The following is an 18,958-nucleotide window of genomic DNA, read 5'->3' as shown; positions in this document are numbered from 1 at the left end:
AATGAAGACCGACATTTACCCTTATCGGTGGGGCCCGGCCGATGAAAGGCGGTCTTCGCGTGCCACGACGGGTGATGACCTGGCTGACTCTCGCGATCGTTTCCTGTGTTTCCCTCCTCTCGACCGAACTCGGCGCCACCGCGAGCGCGGCTTCCACGTCCGTCGCGTCCAGAGCCGAGATGTCCACCGTTCAGCTGGATAGCATGAATCAGGACATTTCTACCGCCGTGGACGTGGTCAATCAGTTTTGGGCGTCCCACTGGCCGTACTACTTCACCGGAAGGTATTCCCGTCCGAGGATATTCGGCGCCTACGGAGGCGGAGGGCGGAGAGCCCCGTACTGCGACGGAGCACGGCTCGGATACAACAACGCGTGGTACTGCGGACAGGGCCACTACATCGCATGGGACATCACGCTCATGAGACGCGGCTACCGGTCGGGAGACGCGTGGGTTTATCTGATCATCGCGCACGAGTGGGGTCACGCCGTCCAGGCGCTGCTGGACCAGCGGCTGGTGTCACGGGCCAAGGAGCTCCAGGCCGACTGCCTGGCAGGGGTGGCGCTCTACGGAGCCGCCCGGGACGGAATCCTGCGGTTCGAGAACGGCGACGTCGAAGAGCTGGCCGACGCGCTCGGAGCGCTGGCCGACAAGACGCCCTGGACCAGGGCCAGCGACCACGGAAGCGCCTCCCAGCGAATCGCGGCGTTCACCCGAGGCGCCGGATACGGCGTGTACGGCTGCCTGACCTAGACCGTATCGAATTTCCCGCCGAACGGCGGGGCGCCATTCTCCCGGAAATTGGTGATCATGAAGAGAGCCGCCCTGACGGCCGTGACAATGACGACCGTCATCCTCGGAACGAGCCTCACCGCCGATGTGGCGTTCGCCGCGCGTGCCGTTCCCGCGGCTCACAATGCCGCGGGAAAAGCCGTGAACCTGAAATTGACCGAGACCATCCGTCGCCGCCTCGCCGACGCGTACTGGCGGAAATCCGGGAACGTCGACCGGAGCAAGGTCGACGGTCCCAGCTCTGTCTACTACGGGAAGATCAAAGGCGCGACGCCCGCCAAGGACGTCTATTGGGCTCTCGGCCAGATCGGCATCAAAGGAGATCCGATCAGTTACCAAGACGGCCCGCACGTCTGGCGCAAGCGGGGCAAGGGCGCGTGGTCGTATCTGGGTGACACCGGTGGCTGCCCGGATCGGGTTCCACGGGCGATGCTGAAGATATGGCACCTTTCCCCTTGCGGATGAAGCGGGCGGAGCCGCACCGGCGAGGCCGCGCCCGAAGGCAGGCTGGGACGCGGGACGGTCTCAGCCGCCGATCATCTTCCGCATGTTCCCGGCGACGACCGGGGCCATCCGGGGATGACCCGCGGACGTCATAGGGCTCCTCTGGACGGCCCCCGAGACGTAGCGACATCTCTATTATGCGGCGAATCACCGCCTTTCGCGGGCTACGCCCGGTGATGTGCCGCTCACCCCGGGGCCCCGGGCGGGGGCCCGGTGACCTCCGGCCCCGTGCGGGAACCGAGGCCCGGACTAACGCAGCCGTACCTGGATGGGGCGGCCGTGGGCGGTGGTGAACTCGACCACGGTGCGATCTCCCCGGATGGTCGTCCGGCATCGCTGCTCGCCGTCCGGGCGCCAGCGTCCCTCCAGTGTCACCCGCAGCAGATGAGGATGGCTGGGCGCGGTCAGCCACGGCCGCGACCAAGGGCTGTAGTGGCCGACGTACCGGCCCCGCTCGTACTGGTCGGGGTCGATGCCGCCGTACAGCCTCAGGTCCGGGTCGCACACCGACAGCACCAACCCGTCCCCGTCCGGGCGGATTAGCACCATCGACGGCGTGTCGACCTTTCGCACCGGGCCATGGGTGAGGTCCACCGGCTCGAACACCGCGTAGCCGGTGATGCCGGTTTCCCGGTCGGTCACCACGTGCGCCGAGGTGTCCGCGCGCGGCACCGTGTACGGCGCGCGGGCGGGGTCCTCCATCGCCTCGGCGAACGCGGCCATCCTGCCGGGCGTCGTGTTCACCAGCATCGCGTATTCGTACCGGCCGCCGCGCGGCGCGGCGCCGTGCCTGATCCAGGCGGTGGCGAAGTCACCGCTCGTCGGCTGCTCGGTGGCGTTGTCGCGCGACGCCTGGGTGGAGCGGCGCAGCGCCACCCGCCGACCGGCCGCCAGGTGGTAGCCGATGCCCTTGTCGTCCAGCAGCCAGCGCGGCGAGAGGTCCGGCGCGTCGTGCGGGAAGGCGACCACGGGTTCCACGGAGTCCACGTAGGTGGGCGCCGTCCTGGCCGCCAGCCGGGTCTGGAAGAGGGTCGTCTCGGTCTCGTTCACGGTGTCGGCGTTCTGGATGCCGGTGCCGATCGCGATGATCCGGTCGTCGAACAGGAAGACCGACTTGCGGGCGCGGTAAGAGCCGTCGTACTTCGGATGCTCGTGCAGGTCCATGGCGAACATGCCGTGACGGCCGTCGATGGTGTGGGCGCCGCAGAACCGCGCGTCGGTGAGCAGCATCTCCTCGATGGCGCCGGTCAGGTCGGCGCGCAGCTCCTCAAGCGGCTTGTGGACGACCGTGCTGCCCGGCCTGCGGTTCCAGTCCCAGCCCGGCTGGGAGTAGCCGCTGCCGGCGTTGCCCACCGGGTCTCCCCGGTGCAGCACCTGGATCTGCCCGTAGGTGTTGTACCTGCCGTACCAGTTCGCGCCGACGTACACCTCGGTGCTCCACAGGTACCGGTTGTGGCCGCGCACGGTGACCTGCCACTCGCCGCGCCGGTGCACGGCCAGCGCGGCGTGGTTGAGCGCCCAGTTGCCGGTGGGGGAGGGCTCGGCGGTGACGCCGCGGGCGGCCAGCCGTGCCGCCAGCTCCTTCTGCTGCGAGGTCGGCGCGGCGGGCAGCAGCCGCAGGAACGCCGCGGCGATCTCGGGGTCCACGTCGCCGGAGCCGCCGGGGGTCCCGGCGAACGCGAGCCACTGGTACAGCACGATCGACAGCGAGGTCGCCCCGCCGGGGTTGCGGCCGCTGATCGAGATCGGCCAGTTGGTCCTGTTGGCGTACACGCGCATGGTGAGCAGGGCCTTCTTCAGCGACTCGTGGGCCTCCCGCGAGATGCGGAACGCGCCGCCGCTCATCACGTAGACCAGCGGGGCCAGGCCGGTGAAGCCGTCGCGGACGTAGTCGGGGAAGAAGCCCACGTGGTGGAAGGCGCACCCGTCGACCTTGACGCCGTCCTGGATGCCGTCGGTGGGCAGCAGGGCCGTGTTCAGCCAGTCGCGCAGCACCCGCAGGTAGGCGACCTGTTCCGCCTCGGTGTCGCGGAGCAGAACGGCGGCGAGCATGCCGCGGAAGGTCGTGTTGAAGATGTCCATGATGCTGCCGTGGGCCATCCGGTGCCGCCAGCCGCGGAAGATCCGGCCGAGCCCGGTGAACCACGCCAGATCGGCGCGGACCTCCTCGAGGAGCCCGGCCTCGCGCAGCGCGTCGCGCATCAGGTAGACCGAGTCGTAGTAGCCGCGCATGTCGTAGCCCAGGTGGTGGATGGTGCCCTGGCAACTGCCCCGGGTCCAGCCCTGCTCGCGCAGGTGGGCGACGACGCGCAGGTAGAGCGACGCCAGCGTGGCACGGTGGCCGGCGCCCGCCGCCTGATGGGCCTGCGCCAGGCTCTTCATCAGGTCGGTGCAGGACTTCAGCGTGACGGGGTCGGCGAACGCCTTGAGCTCGGTCGCGATCTCCGGCGGGTAGATCTGGGACTGGTAGGCGTGGACGGGACGGCCGGTGAGCGCGCCGGTCTGTGCGGCGAGGGCGGCGACCGAGGCGTCGTCCACCTTCACCGGCGCGATGAGGTACTCGTCGTGGTAGCGGGAGTGCATCGCGCGCAGCGAGGCCGTCTCCTCCGCCGAGGGCGGGGCCGGGTCCGGCCGGGCCCCGGCCAGCAGCCTGTCGAAGAGGTACAGCCAGCGCCGAGCCGTCCCCCGGAGCCATCTGCGGCGGGACGGCCGTCTCGAGCAGGAAGACCGGCGGGCTCATCGCCAGGGCGCGCTGCTCGAGATCGGCCGGGTCTGACCGGCTGAGATTCGCCGGGGCCCGCCGGCCGAGATCGCCCTCGGCCGGAGGGCCGGCGTTCGGCAGGACCGACCCCGCCGCGACCGCCGTACCGGCCCTCAGCACGGTCCTTCGAGTGATCTCGAGCACGGCGCCCTCCTGAAGATCGGGATAGGCGTATGAAACGCGAGCGCCGGGGGGCAGGTAAAGGGATATGGAGAAATTCTTCAGGAAGTCGATTGGCCGGTGATGGGAAGTTCCACCCGGTGGCGCATGACCTTGCCGGTGGCGTTGCGGGGCAGCGGCTCGGTGGTGATCCGCCACCGGGACGGGATCTTGTAGTAGGCGAGCCGGTCCTCGAGGTAGGCGCGCAACTCCTTCTCGTCCGTCCGGTGCCCGGCGCGGGTGACGACCACGGCCGCGACCTCCTGGCCGAGATCGTGGTGCGGGACGCCGAGGACGACACACTCCAGGACGCCCGGGTGTTCCGCCAGCGGATACTCGACCTCGGCGGGGTAGACGTTCTCCCCGCCGCGCAGGATCAGGTCGGAGCGGCGGGTGGTGAGGCGCAGGCGGCCCTCCTCGACCATGCCGATGTCGCCGGTGTGCAGCCACCGGTCCTCGCGGACGGCCCGCGCGGTGGCCTCGGGATCCTGCCAGTAGCCGAGCATGTTGAACGGGCTGCGGGCGCAGACCTCGCCCTCCTGGCCCTCGGGCAGCGGGTTGCCCTCCGGGTCGCGGATCTCCACCCGCACCGTGGCGATCGGGCGGCCCAGCGTCCCGGGGGCCTGCTGGAGGTCCATCGGCGAGGCGACGGTGATCCCGGTGGAGGACTCGGTCAGGCCGTAGCTGTCGACCAGCGCCTGCCGGGCGACCGGGAACGCCGTGCGCAGCCGCTCCTGGAACGCCGGTGAGGACGGCGCGGAGGCCAGCGAGAAGGCGGTCAGCGAGGACAGGTCGTAGGCCGACAGGTCGCCGTGCTCCATCAGCCGGTTGGCCATCGTGGGCACGGCGCCCCAGTTGGTGACCCGTTCCTTCTCCACCAGCCGCAGCACCCGGTCCACGTCGAAGGCGCCCTGGTGCATGACGACCGCGCTGCCGGTCGCCAGGCGGGGCACGGCGAGATTGTGCAGGCTCGCGATGTGGAACAGCGGCAGCGCGAGCAGGTAGCGCCGCCGCGCCGGGTCGGTGGGATCGCCGAACGCCTTGCTGAGCGCGTCGTTCATCCGGTGGTACTCGATGACCGAGGTGAGGTTGCGGTGGGAGTGCACCGCGCCCTTCGGCCGGCCGGACGTGCCGCTGGTGTAGATGATGACCGCCGGGTCGTCCTCGGCGGCGGCGTGCGGGGCCAGCGGCGCGTCCGGGTACCGGCCGGCCAGCCGGGGAAGGTCCTCCTCGAGGGTGAGGACCGTCGTGCCCGCGCCCGCCGCCCCCGCCTGCTCGGCGTCCCGGGCGCGCTTGGTGTCCGCGATCAGCAGTTTCGGGGTCGTGTGGCCGAGGGCGTACTCCAGTTCCTGGCGCGACCACCACGCGTTGTAGCCGACAGTGATCGCGCCCACGGCGACCGCCGCCCAGAAGGACACGATCCAGCCGGGCCGGTTGGCCGCGTCGATGGCGACGCGGTCGCCGGGACGTACCCCGTGGTCCTCGCGCAGCGCCATGGCCAGCGAGGCGACCTGGCGCGCGTGCTCGCCGAAGCTCAGCCGCTCGTCCGCGGTCACGATGTAGTCGCGGTCGCCGAACCCGGCCGACGCGGCGAGCACCTCCCCGAGGTTGGGCCGGCGGTTCGCGAAGACCGTCATGCGCGCGCCGAGGACCTCCTCCTCGGCCAGTTCGAAGTCCCCGCCGGGGCCGGTCAAGCGGGCCACCGCCGCCATCGCGGCGGCTCTCGGATCTGTCGACGTCCCCATCAGCTCCCTCTCCCTCTCCCGCTGCCGCGCCGCGACGCCGGCGTGCGTCTTTCGGCGCTCATTCTGGCCATCGGAGGGCAGGCCGGGGATCCGCTCCCGGTGACCGGGACTGCTTCACGGCGGATGCTTTCCGTTCGGTGAGCCTGTTTCCGGTCAGCGGGACGGCTCGCTCGGAGCGGGCCGGTAGACACCACTTATTGCGGTCCACCGGCGGAACGGGAAGTAATGGGAATCCTCGAGGGAAATGTCGCGATTGTCACGGGTGCGGGTCAAGGCGTGGGGCAGGGGATCGCGCTCGCCCTCGCCACGGAAGGCGCGTCCATCGCGGTGCTCGGACGCACCATGGCCAAACTCGAGACGACCTGCGCGCTCATCCACGAGCGCGGCGCGGCGGCCGAGCCCTTCCTGTGCGACGTCAGCGACACCGAGGCCACCCCCGCGGTGGTCGACGCCGTCGTGGAGCGGTTCGGCGGGGTGGACACCCTGGTCAACAACGCCTACTCCGGCTCCTTCGGCCCGCTGCTGTCGATGAGCGACGCCGGCTTCCAGAAAGGCTTCCGCAGCGGCCCCTTCGCCGCCTTCGCGTTCATGAAGGCGTGCCACTCCCACATGAAGCGGCGCGGCGGCGGCAGCATCGTCAACCTCGTCACCTCGGCCATGGTCCGGTGGGATCTGAGCACCTACGGGGCGTACGCGGCGGCCAAGCAGGCCCTGCGCTCGCTGACCCGTACCGCCGCGGTCGAATGGGGTTCCGACGGCATCCGCGTCAACTGCGTCGCCCCGCACGCGCTGTCCCCGGGGCTGAAGTGGTGGACCGAGAACAACCCCGAGGAGGCCGAGGAGTTCCGCCGGACGATCCCCCTCGGCTACGTCGGCGACTGCGAGCAGGACATCGGCCGGGCCGTGGCCGTCCTCGTCGGGCCGGACATGCGGTACCTGACCGGCGCCACCGTGCCGCTCGACGGCGGGCAGGCCCACTTCGGGTGACCTCACCTGGCCGGGCGCCGGGCGGCCGCCGCGCCGGGCGTCGTATCCGGGCGACGGCGGCTTTCCGGTCAGCGGGATCGGCCGCTCGGCGGCCGGTCCCGCTGACTAACCTCATCCCTGCCGGACGAGCAGGGCTGAGAAGTGAGCCGGAGCCTTGAGGAGAGAGCCACGACGGTGCGACGAGAGACGATCGCCGACCTGCTTCTCGACCGGGACGGCGACGGCCATCCCGGGCTGCGGACCCGCGAGCGCACCTGGACCTGGGACCAGGTGGTGCGCGAGAGCGCGGCCCGCGCATCCCTGGCGCGGGACCTGCGCGACGGCGGGCCGTTCCACATCGGGGTCCTGCTCGACAACGTGCCCGAGTACATCTTCTGGCTCGGCGCGGCGGCCCTGGCCGGCGCCACGATCGTCGGGGTCAACCCCACCCGGCGCGGCTCCGCCCTCGAGCAGGAGGTCAGGCACACCGACCTGGGACTCCTCGTCACCGACGAGGCCGGCCTGAAGCTGCTCGACGGCCTGGACATCGGCGTGCCGCGCGACCGCTTCCTGCTGGTCGACGGCGCGGAGTACGCCGGGCTGGTCGCCGCGCACGCTCGCGAGCCGTCCCGCGCCCCGGAGATCACCGCGGAGACCCAGCTGCTGCTGCTGTTCACCTCGGGAACCACCGGCGCGTCCAAGGCGGCCCGGTGCTCCCAGGGGCGGCTCGCCGGGCTCGGCCACGCCAACGCCGAGAAGTACGACGTCCGGCGGCACGACGTCACCTACTGCTGCATGCCGCTGTTCCACGGCAACGCGGTGATGGGACTTTGGGCGCCGTCGCTGGCCGCGGGCGCCACCGTCACGCTGACACCGAAGTTCTCCGCCTCCGGGTTCCTGCCCGACGTCCGCTTCTACGGCGTCACGTTCTTCACCTACGTCGGCAAGGCGATCGCCTACGTCCTGGCCACGCCGGAGCTGCCCGGCGACGCCGAAACCACGCTCACGCACGGCTTCGGCACCGAGGCCTCACCGGAGGACCAGGCCCGCTTCCTGCGCCGCTTCGGATGCCGGCTCGTCGAGGCCTACGGGTCCAGCGAGAGCGCGGGCATGATCAAGCTGGCCCCGGACGGCCCCCCGGGCGCGCTCGGCCGGCCGGCGCACGCCGGCGTCAGGGTCGTCGACCCGCGGACCCGGCGGGTCTGCCCCCCGGCGATGCTGGACGCGTACGGCCGGGTGACCAACACCGAGGAGGCCATCGGCGAGATCGTGGACGTCGACGGCGCGGCGAAGTTCGAGGGCTACTACAACAACGAGGCCGCGAACGCCGAGCGGGTCCGCCACGGCTGGTACTGGACCGGAGACCTCGGCTACCTCGACCAGGCCGGCTACCTCCACTTCGCCGGGCGCTCGGGCGACTGGATCCGGGTGGACGGCGAGAACATCTCCGCGCTGCTGACCGAGCGCGTGCTTCGCCGGCACCCGCGCATCGTGGCCGCCGCCGTCTTCGGCGTGCCCGACCCGCGCTCCGGCGACCAGGTGATGGCCGCGATCGAGATCCCCGAGGGCTCCGCCTTCGACGACCTCGGCCTGCCCGCCTTCCTGGCCGGGCAGGCCGACCTCGGCACCAAGGGGGCCCCGCGGTTCGTCCGCGTCTCCCGCGCGCTGCCGGCGACCGGCTCGGGCAAGCTGCGCAAGAAGGAGATGCGGCACGACGGCTGGCGGACCGGCGACCCGGTCTACCGCTGGGCCGGCCGCGGCGCCCCCGAGTACACCCTGATGACCGGCGAGGACAAGGACGCGCTGCGCGAGGAGTTCCGCGCGAGCGGGCGCCTGCGCTTCCTGCCCTAGACACGCGGCCCGACGGCCGAGGAGGAGAGCGGTACATGGATCTGCGCGAGACCCCCGCGCAACGACGGCTGCGCGCCGAACTGCCGGAGTACTTCGCGAGCCTGCTGCCAGAGGACGAGCGGCGCCGGGCCGGCGAGGAAGGCGTGGGCGGCGCCCGCTTCCGCGAGGTGGTCAAGCGGTTCGGCGCCGACGGCTGGCTCGGCATCGGATGGCCGGCCGAGTACGGCGGGCAGGGCCGGTCCATCGAGGAACAGTACGTGTTCTTCGACGAGGTCCAGCGGGCCGGGCTCCCCTTCCCGTTCGTCACCGTCAACACCGTCGGCCCCACCCTCATGAGCCACGGTTCGGCGGAGCAGAAGCGCAGGTTCCTGCCCGGCATCCTGTCCGGTGACATCGTCTTCGCCATCGGCTACACCGAGCCCGGCGCCGGCACCGACCTGGCCTCGCTCACCACCCGCGCCGTCCGGGACGGCGACGAGTGGATCATCGACGGAAACAAGGTCTTCACCAGTGGCGCCAACACCGCCGACCACGTCTGGCTGGCCTGCCGGACGGACCCCGGCGCGCCCAAGCACAAGGGCATCTCCATCCTGATCGTCCCCACCGCCGCGCCCGGATTCTCCTGGAGCCCCATCCAGTGCGTGGGCGGCATGGTGGTCACGGCCACCTACTACGACGGCGTCCGGGTGCCCGCCGGCGACGTCGTCGGCGAGGTCAACGGAGGCTGGCGGCTCATCACCCACCAGCTCAACCACGAGCGCGTCGGCCTGGCGGCGCTCGGCGGCCGGATGATCCAGCTCTGGGAGCGCGTCCTGGATTGGGCGAAGGACAACGGCACGATCGAGCTGCCGTGGGTACAGCGCGACCTCGCCCGCACCTACGCACGGCTCGAGGCGATGCGGCTGATGAACTGGAAGATGACCGACGCCGTCGCGCGGGACGCCCTGACCGGCGCGGACGCCGGCGCCGCCAAGATCTACGGCACCGAGACCCACATCGACGTGCAGCGCACCCTGACGGGCATCATCGGCGCCGGCGGGCGGATCCGTCCCGGGTCCCCGGGCGCCGTGCTCGCCGGGCAGATCGAGCAGCTCTCCCGGCAGGGCATCGTCAACACCTTCGGCGGCGGAGTGAACGAGGTCCTGCGCGACATGGTCGCCACCCAGGGCCTCGGCCTGCCCCGGACGGGACGTTGAACATGAGCGAGCCGGCGGGCGCCGAGCAGGGTGAGCGGGGGACACCTGGCGCGAGCTACGAGGAGCGGCTGCGGGCCTTCGCCGGGCGCGAACTCGTCCCGCCCAAGCCCGGCCCCGACCCGGTGAACGTGCCGATGATCCGCCACTGGGCCGAGGCGATGGGCGACCGCAATCCGGTCTACCTGGACGAGGCGGCCGCCCGCGCGACCGGCCGGCCGGGCGTCGTCGCGCCGGCGTCGATGGCGCAGGCGTGGACGATGCGCGGGTACGCCGCCACAGTGGCGGGCCGGGGGAGCGGCCCCGGAGCCGAGGAACTCGCCGCCCTGCTTCACGAGGGCGGCTACACCTCGGTGGTGGCGACCGACTCCGAGTTCGAGTTCCTCCGCGAACTCGTCCCCGGCGACCACGTCAGCGTGCGGGAGGTCGTCGAGTCGATCTCGCCCGAGAAGGCCACCGCCCTCGGCGCCGGGCGGTTCGTGACCACCGTGCGGACCTACACAGACCACAACGGCGCCACCGTGGCCGTACAGCGCTGGCGCACCCTGCGCTTCCGCCCGAAGGACCGCTCCCATAAGCCCGCGGACCCGGGGGACCCGAACACGGCCCGGCCCACCTCGACAGCGGCGGACGCCCAGGTCGAACCGCCCAAGGTGCTGCGGCCGCGCCCGGCCGTCAACCGGGACAACGCCTTCTGGTTCGAGGCCGCGAGCGAGCACCGGCTGGTCATCCAGCGCTGCGCCGGATGCCGCGCACTCCGCCACCCGCCCGGGCCATGCTGCCCGAAGTGCGGCTCGTTCGAGTGGGACACCGTCGAGTCGTCCGGCCGGGGGCGCGTCCACAGCTTCGTGGTCAACCACCATCCCCGCCACCCGGCGTTCGCCTACCCCCTGGTCGTCGCGGTCGTGGAACTGGAGGAAGACACGCGGCTCATCACCGACCTGGTCGGCGTCCGCCCCGAAGAGGTCACGATCGACATGCCCGTCGCCCTTGAATGGCTCGACGCCGACCCCGGCCTCTCCCTGCCGGTGTTCCGGCCGGTCGCGCAGGAGGATCAGCCCTGATGGATTTCACCCTGGACGAAGAACTCGAAGCCGTCCGCGGCCTGGCGAGCAAGATCTTCACCGATCGCGCCACCACCGACCGGGTCCGCGCCGTCGAGCACTCCCCGACCCACCTCGACGAGGAACTGTGGGCGGAGCTCGGCAAGGCGGGCCTGCTCGGCATCGCGCTGCCGGAGGAGGCGGGCGGCGCGGGTCTCGGCCTTGACGCCCTGTGCGTCCTGCTGGAGGAGCAGGGCCGCTTCGTGGCCCCGGTCCCGCTGTGGCCGGCCGCCGTCGGCGCCCTCGCGATCGCCGAGTACGGCACCGCCGAGCAGCGCACGAGCCTCCTGCCCGGGGCGGCGGACGGCTCGTCCCGGCTCACCGTCGCACTGGAGGAGTTCGGCCCGCCCGACCCCACCACACCACACTGCACCGCCCACCGGGACGGGGACGGTGCGTTCACCCGGGGCGGCTGGCGGCTGACCGGGACCAAGGCCGTCGTCCCCTCGCCCACCGGCGCGGGCCACGTGCTGGTCTCGGCGATTACCGAGGCGGGACCGGGCCTGTTCCTGGTCGCCTCCGATGCCGAGGGCGTCGCCTGGGAGCGTGCCGAGACCACCACCCACGACCTCGCCGGCACTCTCATCCTGACCGGCGCGCCCGCGCAGGCGGTCGGCACGCCCGGCGGCGGCGCCGTCGAGTGGATCGTCGATCGCGCCACCGTCGCGCTCGCGGCGGTCCAGCTCGGCGTCGCCCAGGGCGCGCTGCGGCACGCGGTGACCTACCTCAGCGAACGCGAGCAGTTCGGCCGCCCGCTGGCCACCTTCCAAGCGGTGCAGCACCAGCTCGCCGACTGCTACATCGACATCGACGCCATGCGCGTATGCCTCTGGCAGGCCATCACCACCCTCGAGGAAGCAGGCACCGAGGCGACGGGCACCTCGGACGACGATGCGGCGGCCGGTACCTCGACACGTGCCGCCGCTGCCGCCGTGCTGGTCGCCAAGTGGTGGGCCGGCGACGCCGGCCTGACCGTCGCCCACCGGGTGCAGCACGTCCACGGCGGCATCGGCGTCGACGTCGACTACCCCGTGCACCGGTACTTCCTCTGGGCCAGGCAGATCGCCGGCACACTGGGCGGGCCGAGCGCCGACCTCGCCCGCCTCGGCACCGTACTCGCCACCGCGGTGACCTCATGAGCACGCCGTCCCCGGCCGGTACGACATCCGGCATCGGCGCGCCGTCCGGGAGGATGTACGGCGAGGTGGCGGTGGGAGATCGGCTGCCGGAGCTGGCGATCCCGCTGACCCGCACCATGATCGTGGCGACCGCGATCGCCGGCCGTGACTACCAGGACGTCCACCACGACCCGGACCTCGCCGTCGAGCGGGGATCGCGGGACATCTTCATGAACATCCTGACCACGAACGGGCTGGTCGACCGGTACGTCACCGAGTGGGCGGGGCCCGCCGCCGTGGTGAAGGCCATCAAGATCAGGCTGGGTGCGCCCAACCACCCCGGCGACACGATGGTGCTGACCGGCACCGTCACCGCCAAGCACGACGAGGGCCACCGGGTCGAAATCGCCGTCCGCGGCCTCAACAGTCTGGGCGCCCACGTCACAGGATCCGTCGCCGTGCAGCTACCCGGCGGCGATGGGCCAGTGCGGTGAACCCGTGCCAACACCCCCTGTCCGGCGCGGCGGCCATCGCCGGCATCGGCGCCACCGAGTTCTCCAAGGACTCAGGCCGCAGCGAGCTGCGGCTCGCCTGCGAGGCCGTGCTCGCCGCCGTCGCCGACGCCGGGCTGAAGCCGTCCGACGTCGACGGGATGGTGACCTTCACCGCCGACACCAGCTCCGAGATCCACATAGCCCGCAACACCGGCATCGGAGAGCTGACGTTCTTCTCCCGCATCCCGCACGGCGGCGGCGCGGCGTGCGGCACGATCCAGCAGGCGGCCATGGCCGTCGCGACCGGCGTCGCCGAGGTGGTCGTCTGCTACCGGGCGTTCAACGAGCGCTCAGGCGAACGCTACGGCCTCGGCCAGGCCGACCGGCCGATGGACACCGGTGCCGACCGCGCCGCCTACTCCTGGATGACCCCGTTCGGCCTGTCCGCGCCGGCGCAGTGGGTCGCCATGTTCGCGCGCCGCTACATGCACGAGTACGGCGCGACGAGCGAGGACTTCGGCCGGGTGGCCGTGGTGGACCGCGCGCACGCCGCCGCCAACCCGGCGGCCTGGTTCTACCAGCGGCCGATCACCCTCGCCGACCACCAGGCCTCGCGCTGGATCGCCGAGCCGCTGCGGCTGCTGGACTGCTGCCAGGAGACCGACGGCGGCCAGGCGCTGGTCGTGGTCTCGGCGGAGCGGGCGCGCGACCTGCCGCACCCGCCCGCGGTCGTCCTCGCCGCCGCGCAAGGGTCGGGACAGGACCAGCACATGATGACCAGTTACTACCGGCCCACGATCAGCGGCATCCCCGAGATGGGGCTGGTCGGCCGGCAGCTGTACGGCCAGAGCGGCCTGGCTCCCGAAGACATCGGCGCGGCGATCCTGTACGACCACTTCACGCCACTGGTCCTGCCGCAACTGGAGGAGCTCGGCTTCTGCGGCAGGGGAGAGGCGAAGGACTTCATCGCCGAGGGCAACCTCGAGCTGGGCGGGCGCCTGCCTTTCAACACCCACGGCGGCCAGCTCGGCGAGGCGTACCTGCACGGCATGAACGGCATCGCCGAAGCGGTCCGGCTGGTCCGCGGCACCTCCGTGAACCAGCCTCCCGACGCGCGCAACGTACTCGTCACGGCGGGCACAGGCGTACCCACCAGCGGCCTGGTGCTGGGTCCCGGCGAATGAGCGGGACAGACACGGCCGACCTCCCTTGGGCGAGGGAGCGTGCACGTACTTCGGCGCCGGGTCGTTCGCGGCCGGCGCTGTCCGGCGAGCCCGGCCGCCGGTTGCGGGGTGATTCGGCTGACGTGCGGTCAATTGCGCATAAGGCCGGTCACCGGGATCTCTTGTGCCCGATGATGGGCCGAGCCAAGCTGTCCGCGGGGGTGGGCCGGCCGAGAGGGGCACAGGGTGGCGGATACCGAGGTCGTGGAGCTCGAACTGCCGGACGGCGGCGTCGTGCTCGTCAGGGCCGAGCACGTCGAGGACGACACCGGCGGCGCACGCAGAAGGCGTCGCTCACGGCGCCGTACCTTACCCCTGCTCCGGTGAGGCGATGTCTTCCGGGGTGAACTGGCACAGGTCGTGGATCTGCAGGGCCTTTTCGATGTCGGCCACCTCGTCGACGACCCCGGCGAAGCCGCGTGGGCCGAGGCGGCGGTGTTCTTCGCGTTCGAAGAGCTCACCTAGCCGGCGGAACTCCTTGGCGGGTGTCACCTTTCGGAAGGCGGGGAACACCACGGTGTCCTCCCAGGCTTCGTGCGGCTCGTACATCCGGATGAAGTCGGCCATGTCGGACGCCAGGGTGCAACGCTGGGCCGAGGCACTGGAAGAATCGCGGGTGGCGTCCAGGATGCGGGCGGTCAGGTCGCGTCCGCGCTTGTGTTGCAACTCCAGGATCGAGACCGTGTGGCAGAGTTCGCCCGCCTTGCGCAGCTGCGGGAACACGTGCCGTTCTTCCAGGTGCTCGTGGCAACGCTCGATGTAGTCACGGATGATGATGGCGGCGGCGTTGAGCGGCTGGGCGGTCATCCCCTCCTCGCCGTTCTCGATCCGGCGGATCCCCTCCCGGTAGACCAGCAGGATCCTCTTCAGCACGCCGTGCTCGCGCATGAGGTCCTCCGGCGGTGTCACCTTCGGCTTGTGCCCTTGCCGGTGAACGTGCTCGTCGCGTGCCGCCGCGAGAGCCGGAGTGCCGGATCCCGCGTAGACGGCGAGAGGTACCGTGCCGGCTAGGGCGGCGGTGGACAGGCTCAGCAGGTCACGGCGGCGCACCGCCGGCGAGTGGCGATCTTCCACGATATCTCCGTTTTTGCCCGGTTCTTAGGTTTCTCTTACGCACTCAGGTGTGATCATGAGAGTCCCCCGCACCGCCGGGCGGCACGCTGTCACGTGGGTAAATGCTTCATCTGCGGCGTGTGCAGTACGGTCCGCGTACCGGATCCGGCATCGGCCAAGCACTGCCTCGACCTGGCCGGGCTCGGAACGCTGACCGGCCCGGCCGTCATGGGCGTAGCTCAGGGCCGGGTCAACACGTAACGTGCCGGGACCTCGCCGCCGCCGTGTACCGCGATGTCGGCGCCGGTGACGTAGGAGGCGAGGTCGCTGGCCAGGTAGAGGCAGGTGTTCGCCACGTCGGCCGGCACCGCCATCCGTCCCATCGGGATCAGCCCGGCCACGGCCGCGCCCCCGTCCTCGCCGTACACCGACGCCGCCGCCTCGGTCCGGATGAGGCCGGTAGTGATGTGGTTGACCCGTACCTTCGGGGACCATTCCAGCGCCAGCGCCTTGGTGAGCACGAGCAGGCCGGCCTTGGCGGCCGAGTAGGCGGCGGTGCCGGGTTGGGGGTCCACGGCCGAGACGCTGCCGATGTTGATGATCGAGCCGCCGGTCTCCTGCCCCTGCATGACCTTGTTGGCGGGCTGCGCCACATAGAACGGGGCGAGCAGGTTCAGGTCGATGATCCGCTCGACGAACCGTGGCGAGACGGTGGCCGCGTCGGCGGACGGGGAGCCGCCGGCATTGTTGACCAGCACGTCGAGTCGTCCAAGGTGCCCGGCCGCCCGCTCCACCAGCTCGGCCGCGGCAGCGGCGTCCCGGATGTCGGCCGGGATGAAACGGGCGGTCCTGCCCCCAGCGGCGGGCAACACCTCCGGCTCGTTGCGCCCGCACACCACCACGCCCGCGCCTGCCGCGAGGAAGCTCTCGGCGATCACGTAGCCGATGCCCTTGGTCCCCCCGGTGACCAGCACGGCCCGGCCGCTGAAGTCCACCGTCACGTCCACCCTGTCCTCCCCGCAGTGTCCGCCGCACAAGTCCCTCGGAGGGTAGGGCCGGCCGCCGCCGGACGGCGGGAGCGGTACCGGCCAGCGGGACGGCCGCCCCGCTGAGCCCGATCGCCGCGACACCATGGGCGGCACCGCGCGATGTCCGAACGACTCCCAACGGCCGGCGCCGCGCGGTGTCCGTCTCGACGCCCGTGGGCGGCATCGCACGGTGCCACCGCGGGCGGCACCGCGGCGGTCGCCCGCACCACGAAGACGCCACCGGAAGCGGAGGGCGTCCGCACCTGAGCAGGGGAGCTATGCGCGACAACGAGGCACTGACGATTCCCGGCGTCCTTGCCCGGGCGGCCCAGGAGTTCCCGGACGTGGAGGCCGTGGTGGACGGCACGTCCAGGCTGACCTACGCGGAGCTGCAGGCCCGGGTGCGCGAGGCGGCGAGAGGCTTCATCGCGCTCGGGGCTGAGCCGGGGGACCGGATCGGGATCTGGGCGCCGAACAGCCTGCGGTGGATCGTGACCGCCCTGGGCGCGCTGAGCGTGGGAGCGGTCGTGGTCCCGGTCAACAGCAGGTACAAGGGCGACGAGGCGCGGTGGATGCTCGCCAGGAGCCGCGTGCGGACGCTCTTCGTGGAGGACGGCTTCCTCGGCAACGACTACCTGGCCATGCTCGCGAAGGCCGCCGGCACGGAAGCCGGGCCGGGAATGCTCGGGCTGCCGGCCCTCACGGCCGTGGTGACCTACGATGCGGAGCCACGGCCGGGGGCGAGGAGCTGGGAGGACTTCCTCGCCGGGGCGGCGGCGGTCCCGGAGGAGGAGGCGGTCGCACGCGCCCGGGCGGTGCGGCCCGACGACGTGGCCGACATCCTGTTCACCTCCGGCACCACCGGCAGGCCCAAGGGCGCCATGTGCACCCACCGCCAGAACGTTCGCACCTATCAGGCCTGGTGTGGCAGGACCGGGCTGCACCAGGGCGACCGCTACCTGATCGTCAACCCGTTCTTCCATTCCTTCGGCTACAAGGCGGGGGTCTTCGCGTGCCTGCTTCAGGCCGCCACGATGGTGCTCCAGCCGGTCTTCGAGGCCGGCGAGACGATGCGGCTGATCGAGGCCGAGAAGATCACCGTCCTGCCCGGGGCGCCGACCATCTACATCTCGATGCTGGACGCGCCGGAACGGGCGCGGTTCGACCTGTCCTCGCTGCGGCTCGCGGTGACCGGCGCCGCGGTCGTTCCGGTCGCCCTGGTCAAGCGGATGCGCGCGGAGCTGTTCCCGCAGGTCCTCACCGCGTACGGGCTGACCGAGTCGTGCGGCACGGTCACCGCCTGCTCGCTGGAGGACGATGATACGACGGTGGCCACCACCTCCGGCCGTCCCATCGAGGGGGTGGAGGTCGTGGTGGCCGACGCCAAGGGCGCCCCGGTTCCGGTGGGGGAGGACGGCGAGATCCTGGTCCGCGGCCACAACGTGATGCTGGGATATCTGGACGACGAGGAAGCGACCGCGGCCACGGTGCGGGACGGCGTGCTGCTGACGGGGGATCGGGGCCGGCTCGACGAGCGGGGCAACCTGACCATCACCGGCCGGTCCAAGGACATGTTCGTGGTCGGCGGCTTCAACGTGTACCCGGCCGAGATCGAGCAGGTACTGGCCGCCCATGAGCGGGTCGCCGAGGCCGCGGTGGTCGGCGTCCCGGACGCCCGGCTGGGGGAGGTCGGCCGGGCGTATGTGGTGGCGCGCCCGGGCGAGGTCATCACACCCGGGGAACTGGTCGCCTACTGCCGGGAGCGGCTCGCGAACTTCAAGGTGCCGCGCGAGGTCGTCATCATCGCCGGCCTGCCGCGCAACGCGACGGGCAAGGTGGTCAAGGCGGAACTGGCCCGGATCACTCCCGATCCGTCATGAGCCCCAGCCCCCCGATCCGTCATGAGCACCCTCGGCCCCCGATCCGTCATCAACCCCTCGCCCCTGAGTCCGGCCGTGGTCACACTCGCTCGGGCGCGGGTCAGGTGCCGTATGCCGGTTCGGGTGGGGGGGTCTTGGTGAGGAGGGCGGCGATCTCGGGGCCGAGTTCGGCGGCGTCCCATCGGGCGCCCTTGTCGGCGACCGGGCCGTGGCGGAAGCCATCCATGACGCAGATCCGGCCGCCCTCGACCTCGAAGATCCGCCCGGTCACGTCCTTGGACCCGGCCGAGCCGAGCCAGGCGACCAGCGGGGAGACGTTCTCCGGAGCCATGGCGTCGAACGCGCCGTCCTCGGGGGCGGCCATCGTCGCGGCGAAGACCCGCTCGGTCATCCGGGTGCGGGCGGCGGGGGCGATGGCGTTGACGGTCACGCCGTACCGGCCGAGTTCGGCCGCGGCGACCAGGGTGAGCCCCACGATGCCGGCCTTGGCCGCCGCGTAGTTGCCCTGTCCCACGCTGCCGAGCAGCCCGGCCCCGGACGAGGTGTTGATGACGCGGGCGTCCACCGGGCGGCCGGCCTTGGACTCGGCGCGCCAGTACAGCCCGGCGTGCTTCAACGGCAGGAAGTGACCCTTGAGGTGAACGCGCGTCACGGCGTCCCACTCCTCCTCGGTCAGGTTCACGAGCATGCGGTCGCGCAGGAACCCGGCGTTGTTGACGAGCACGTCGAGCCGGCCGAAGCGCTCCAGGGCGGTGGCGACGAGCCGCCGCGCCCCTTCGCCGGTGGCGATGTCGGAGCGGTCGGCCACCGCCTCGCCGCCGAGCGCGCGGATCTCGGCGGCGACGGCCTGCGCCGGCCCATCGGAACCGCCTTCGCCCGAGGGGCCCACGCCGAGGTCGTTGACCACGACCCGGGCGCCCTGCCGGGCGAACTCCAGCGCGTGCGCGCGGCCGAGGCCGCGTCCGGCGCCGGTCACGATGACGACCCGGTCCTTGCAGATCATCTTGTGCTCTCCTTCTGGTCTCGCCGGGGAAACCGGCCGGCCGGCGGCGTCGAGAAAGACGGTCCGCTCTGCTAGCGTAAATTTCT

The 18,958-nt window shown here is 71.6% G+C and carries 16 protein-coding genes; 11 read left to right on the top strand and 5 right to left on the bottom strand.

Going from position 1 to position 18,958, the window contains the following annotated elements:
* The first annotated feature begins 41 nt into the window (after positions 1-41).
* Together MYF83_RS30200 and MYF83_RS30195 are read left to right on the top strand one after the other, a co-directional pair.
* Positions 42-752, top strand: coding sequence for a neutral zinc metallopeptidase (locus tag MYF83_RS30200; protein ID WP_308201520.1), 711 nt, complete (start codon positions 42-44; stop codon positions 750-752).
* A gap of 87 nt (positions 753-839) precedes the next feature.
* Positions 840-1,256, top strand: a complete 417-nt coding sequence (locus tag MYF83_RS30195; RefSeq protein ID WP_248964134.1) for a hypothetical protein — start codon at positions 840-842, stop codon at positions 1,254-1,256.
* Positions 1,257-1,544: 288 nt separating this feature from the next.
* Here the strand turns inward: MYF83_RS30195 and MYF83_RS30190 are convergent, their stop codons facing one another.
* Both MYF83_RS30190 and casG read right to left on the bottom strand, forming a co-directional pair.
* A complete protein-coding gene (locus MYF83_RS30190) occupies positions 1,545-3,878 on the bottom strand; it encodes a chondroitinase family polysaccharide lyase (RefSeq protein ID WP_248964133.1) in 2,334 nt (777 codons plus the stop codon).
* A 399-nt stretch (positions 3,879-4,277) separates the two neighbouring features.
* Complete coding sequence (gene casG / locus MYF83_RS30185; protein WP_248964132.1) at positions 4,278-5,960, bottom strand: steroid-24-oyl-CoA synthetase; 1,683 nt, start codon at positions 5,958-5,960, stop codon at positions 4,278-4,280.
* 225 nt (positions 5,961-6,185) lie between these two features.
* Here casG and MYF83_RS30180 point away from each other — a divergent pair, with 225 nt between their 5' ends.
* The 8 genes from MYF83_RS30180 (at position 6,186) to MYF83_RS30145 (ending at position 14,235) form a co-directional block, all read left to right on the top strand.
* On the top strand, positions 6,186-6,947 hold the full coding sequence (locus MYF83_RS30180) for an SDR family NAD(P)-dependent oxidoreductase (RefSeq protein ID WP_279340251.1): 762 nt from the start codon (positions 6,186-6,188) through the stop codon (positions 6,945-6,947).
* A 174-nt stretch (positions 6,948-7,121) separates the two neighbouring features.
* A complete protein-coding gene (casI, locus tag MYF83_RS30175; RefSeq protein WP_248964130.1) occupies positions 7,122-8,777 on the top strand; it encodes a steroid-22-oyl-CoA synthetase in 1,656 nt (551 codons plus the stop codon).
* 35 nt (positions 8,778-8,812) lie between these two features.
* Positions 8,813-9,973 (top strand): acyl-CoA dehydrogenase family protein, encoded by a 1,161-nt coding sequence (locus tag MYF83_RS30170; RefSeq protein ID WP_248964129.1) that lies wholly within the window; start codon positions 8,813-8,815, stop codon positions 9,971-9,973.
* A 2-nt stretch (positions 9,974-9,975) separates the two neighbouring features.
* The gene (locus MYF83_RS30165) at positions 9,976-11,034 is read left to right on the top strand and encodes a bifunctional MaoC family dehydratase N-terminal/OB-fold nucleic acid binding domain-containing protein (protein ID WP_248964128.1); all 1,059 of its coding nucleotides are present in this window, start codon (positions 9,976-9,978) and stop codon (positions 11,032-11,034) included.
* Positions 11,034-12,212, top strand: coding sequence for an acyl-CoA dehydrogenase family protein (locus tag MYF83_RS30160; RefSeq protein ID WP_248964127.1), 1,179 nt, complete (start codon positions 11,034-11,036; stop codon positions 12,210-12,212). Before MYF83_RS30165 ends, MYF83_RS30160 begins: the two co-directional genes overlap by 1 nt.
* The gene (locus MYF83_RS30155) at positions 12,209-12,685 is read left to right on the top strand and encodes a MaoC family dehydratase (RefSeq protein ID WP_248964126.1); all 477 of its coding nucleotides are present in this window, start codon (positions 12,209-12,211) and stop codon (positions 12,683-12,685) included. Before MYF83_RS30160 ends, MYF83_RS30155 begins: the two co-directional genes overlap by 4 nt.
* Positions 12,682-13,869, top strand: coding sequence for a lipid-transfer protein (locus tag MYF83_RS30150; RefSeq protein WP_248964125.1), 1,188 nt, complete (start codon positions 12,682-12,684; stop codon positions 13,867-13,869). The genes MYF83_RS30155 and MYF83_RS30150 overlap by 4 nt, the downstream gene beginning before the upstream one ends.
* Before the next feature lie 225 nt (positions 13,870-14,094).
* Complete coding sequence (locus tag MYF83_RS30145; RefSeq protein WP_248964124.1) at positions 14,095-14,235, top strand: hypothetical protein; 141 nt, start codon at positions 14,095-14,097, stop codon at positions 14,233-14,235.
* On the opposite strand, the gene MYF83_RS30140 is transcribed toward MYF83_RS30145, so the two are convergent.
* Together MYF83_RS30140 and MYF83_RS30135 are read right to left on the bottom strand one after the other, a co-directional pair.
* The gene (locus tag MYF83_RS30140; protein ID WP_248964123.1) at positions 14,218-14,982 is read right to left on the bottom strand and encodes a hemerythrin domain-containing protein; all 765 of its coding nucleotides are present in this window, start codon (positions 14,980-14,982) and stop codon (positions 14,218-14,220) included. The two genes, MYF83_RS30145 and MYF83_RS30140, sit on opposite strands and share 18 nt — an antisense overlap.
* Before the next feature lie 218 nt (positions 14,983-15,200).
* Positions 15,201-15,968 carry an SDR family oxidoreductase gene (locus MYF83_RS30135; RefSeq protein WP_248964122.1) on the bottom strand — a complete coding sequence of 256 codons (768 nt, stop codon included), beginning with the start codon at positions 15,966-15,968 and terminating at the stop codon, positions 15,201-15,203.
* Positions 15,969-16,267: 299 nt separating this feature from the next.
* On the opposite strand from MYF83_RS30135, the gene MYF83_RS30130 reads away from it, so the two are divergent.
* On the top strand, positions 16,268-17,869 hold the full coding sequence (locus tag MYF83_RS30130; RefSeq protein WP_248964121.1) for a FadD3 family acyl-CoA ligase: 1,602 nt from the start codon (positions 16,268-16,270) through the stop codon (positions 17,867-17,869).
* A 100-nt stretch (positions 17,870-17,969) separates the two neighbouring features.
* Here the strand turns inward: MYF83_RS30130 and MYF83_RS30125 are convergent, their stop codons facing one another.
* The gene (locus MYF83_RS30125; protein WP_248964120.1) at positions 17,970-18,872 is read right to left on the bottom strand and encodes an SDR family oxidoreductase; all 903 of its coding nucleotides are present in this window, start codon (positions 18,870-18,872) and stop codon (positions 17,970-17,972) included.
* Between the last annotated feature and the right edge of the window lie 86 nt (positions 18,873-18,958).

The sequence above is a fragment of the Sphaerisporangium perillae genome, assembly GCF_023276435.1.
Taxonomy (GTDB): domain Bacteria; phylum Actinomycetota; class Actinomycetes; order Streptosporangiales; family Streptosporangiaceae; genus Sphaerisporangium; species Sphaerisporangium perillae.
Note: the sequence above shows the minus strand (reverse complement) of the source record. Positions and strands in the feature narration are given on the sequence as shown.

Excerpts from the sequence above, each read along its gene's own strand:
- MYF83_RS30170 (WP_248964129.1), top strand. The coding sequence starts at position 8,813 with ATGGATCTGCGCGAGACCCCCGCGCAACGACGGCTGCGCGCCGAACTG.
- MYF83_RS30160 (WP_248964127.1), top strand. The coding sequence starts at position 11,034 with ATGGATTTCACCCTGGACGAAGAACTCGAAGCCGTCCGCGGCCTGGCG.
- casG (WP_248964132.1), bottom strand. The coding sequence starts at position 5,960 with ATGGGGACGTCGACAGATCCGAGAGCCGCCGCGATGGCGGCGGTGGCC.
- MYF83_RS30155 (WP_248964126.1), top strand. The coding sequence starts at position 12,209 with ATGAGCACGCCGTCCCCGGCCGGTACGACATCCGGCATCGGCGCGCCG.
- MYF83_RS30200 (WP_308201520.1), top strand. The coding sequence starts at position 42 with ATGAAAGGCGGTCTTCGCGTGCCACGACGGGTGATGACCTGGCTGACT.
- MYF83_RS30190 (WP_248964133.1), bottom strand. The coding sequence starts at position 3,878 with ATGCACTCCCGCTACCACGACGAGTACCTCATCGCGCCGGTGAAGGTG.
- MYF83_RS30165 (WP_248964128.1), top strand. The coding sequence starts at position 9,976 with ATGAGCGAGCCGGCGGGCGCCGAGCAGGGTGAGCGGGGGACACCTGGC.
- MYF83_RS30195 (WP_248964134.1), top strand. The coding sequence starts at position 840 with ATGACGACCGTCATCCTCGGAACGAGCCTCACCGCCGATGTGGCGTTC.
- MYF83_RS30130 (WP_248964121.1), top strand. The coding sequence starts at position 16,268 with ATGCGCGACAACGAGGCACTGACGATTCCCGGCGTCCTTGCCCGGGCG.
- MYF83_RS30125 (WP_248964120.1), bottom strand. The coding sequence starts at position 18,872 with ATGATCTGCAAGGACCGGGTCGTCATCGTGACCGGCGCCGGACGCGGC.
- MYF83_RS30180 (WP_279340251.1), top strand. The coding sequence starts at position 6,186 with ATGGGAATCCTCGAGGGAAATGTCGCGATTGTCACGGGTGCGGGTCAA.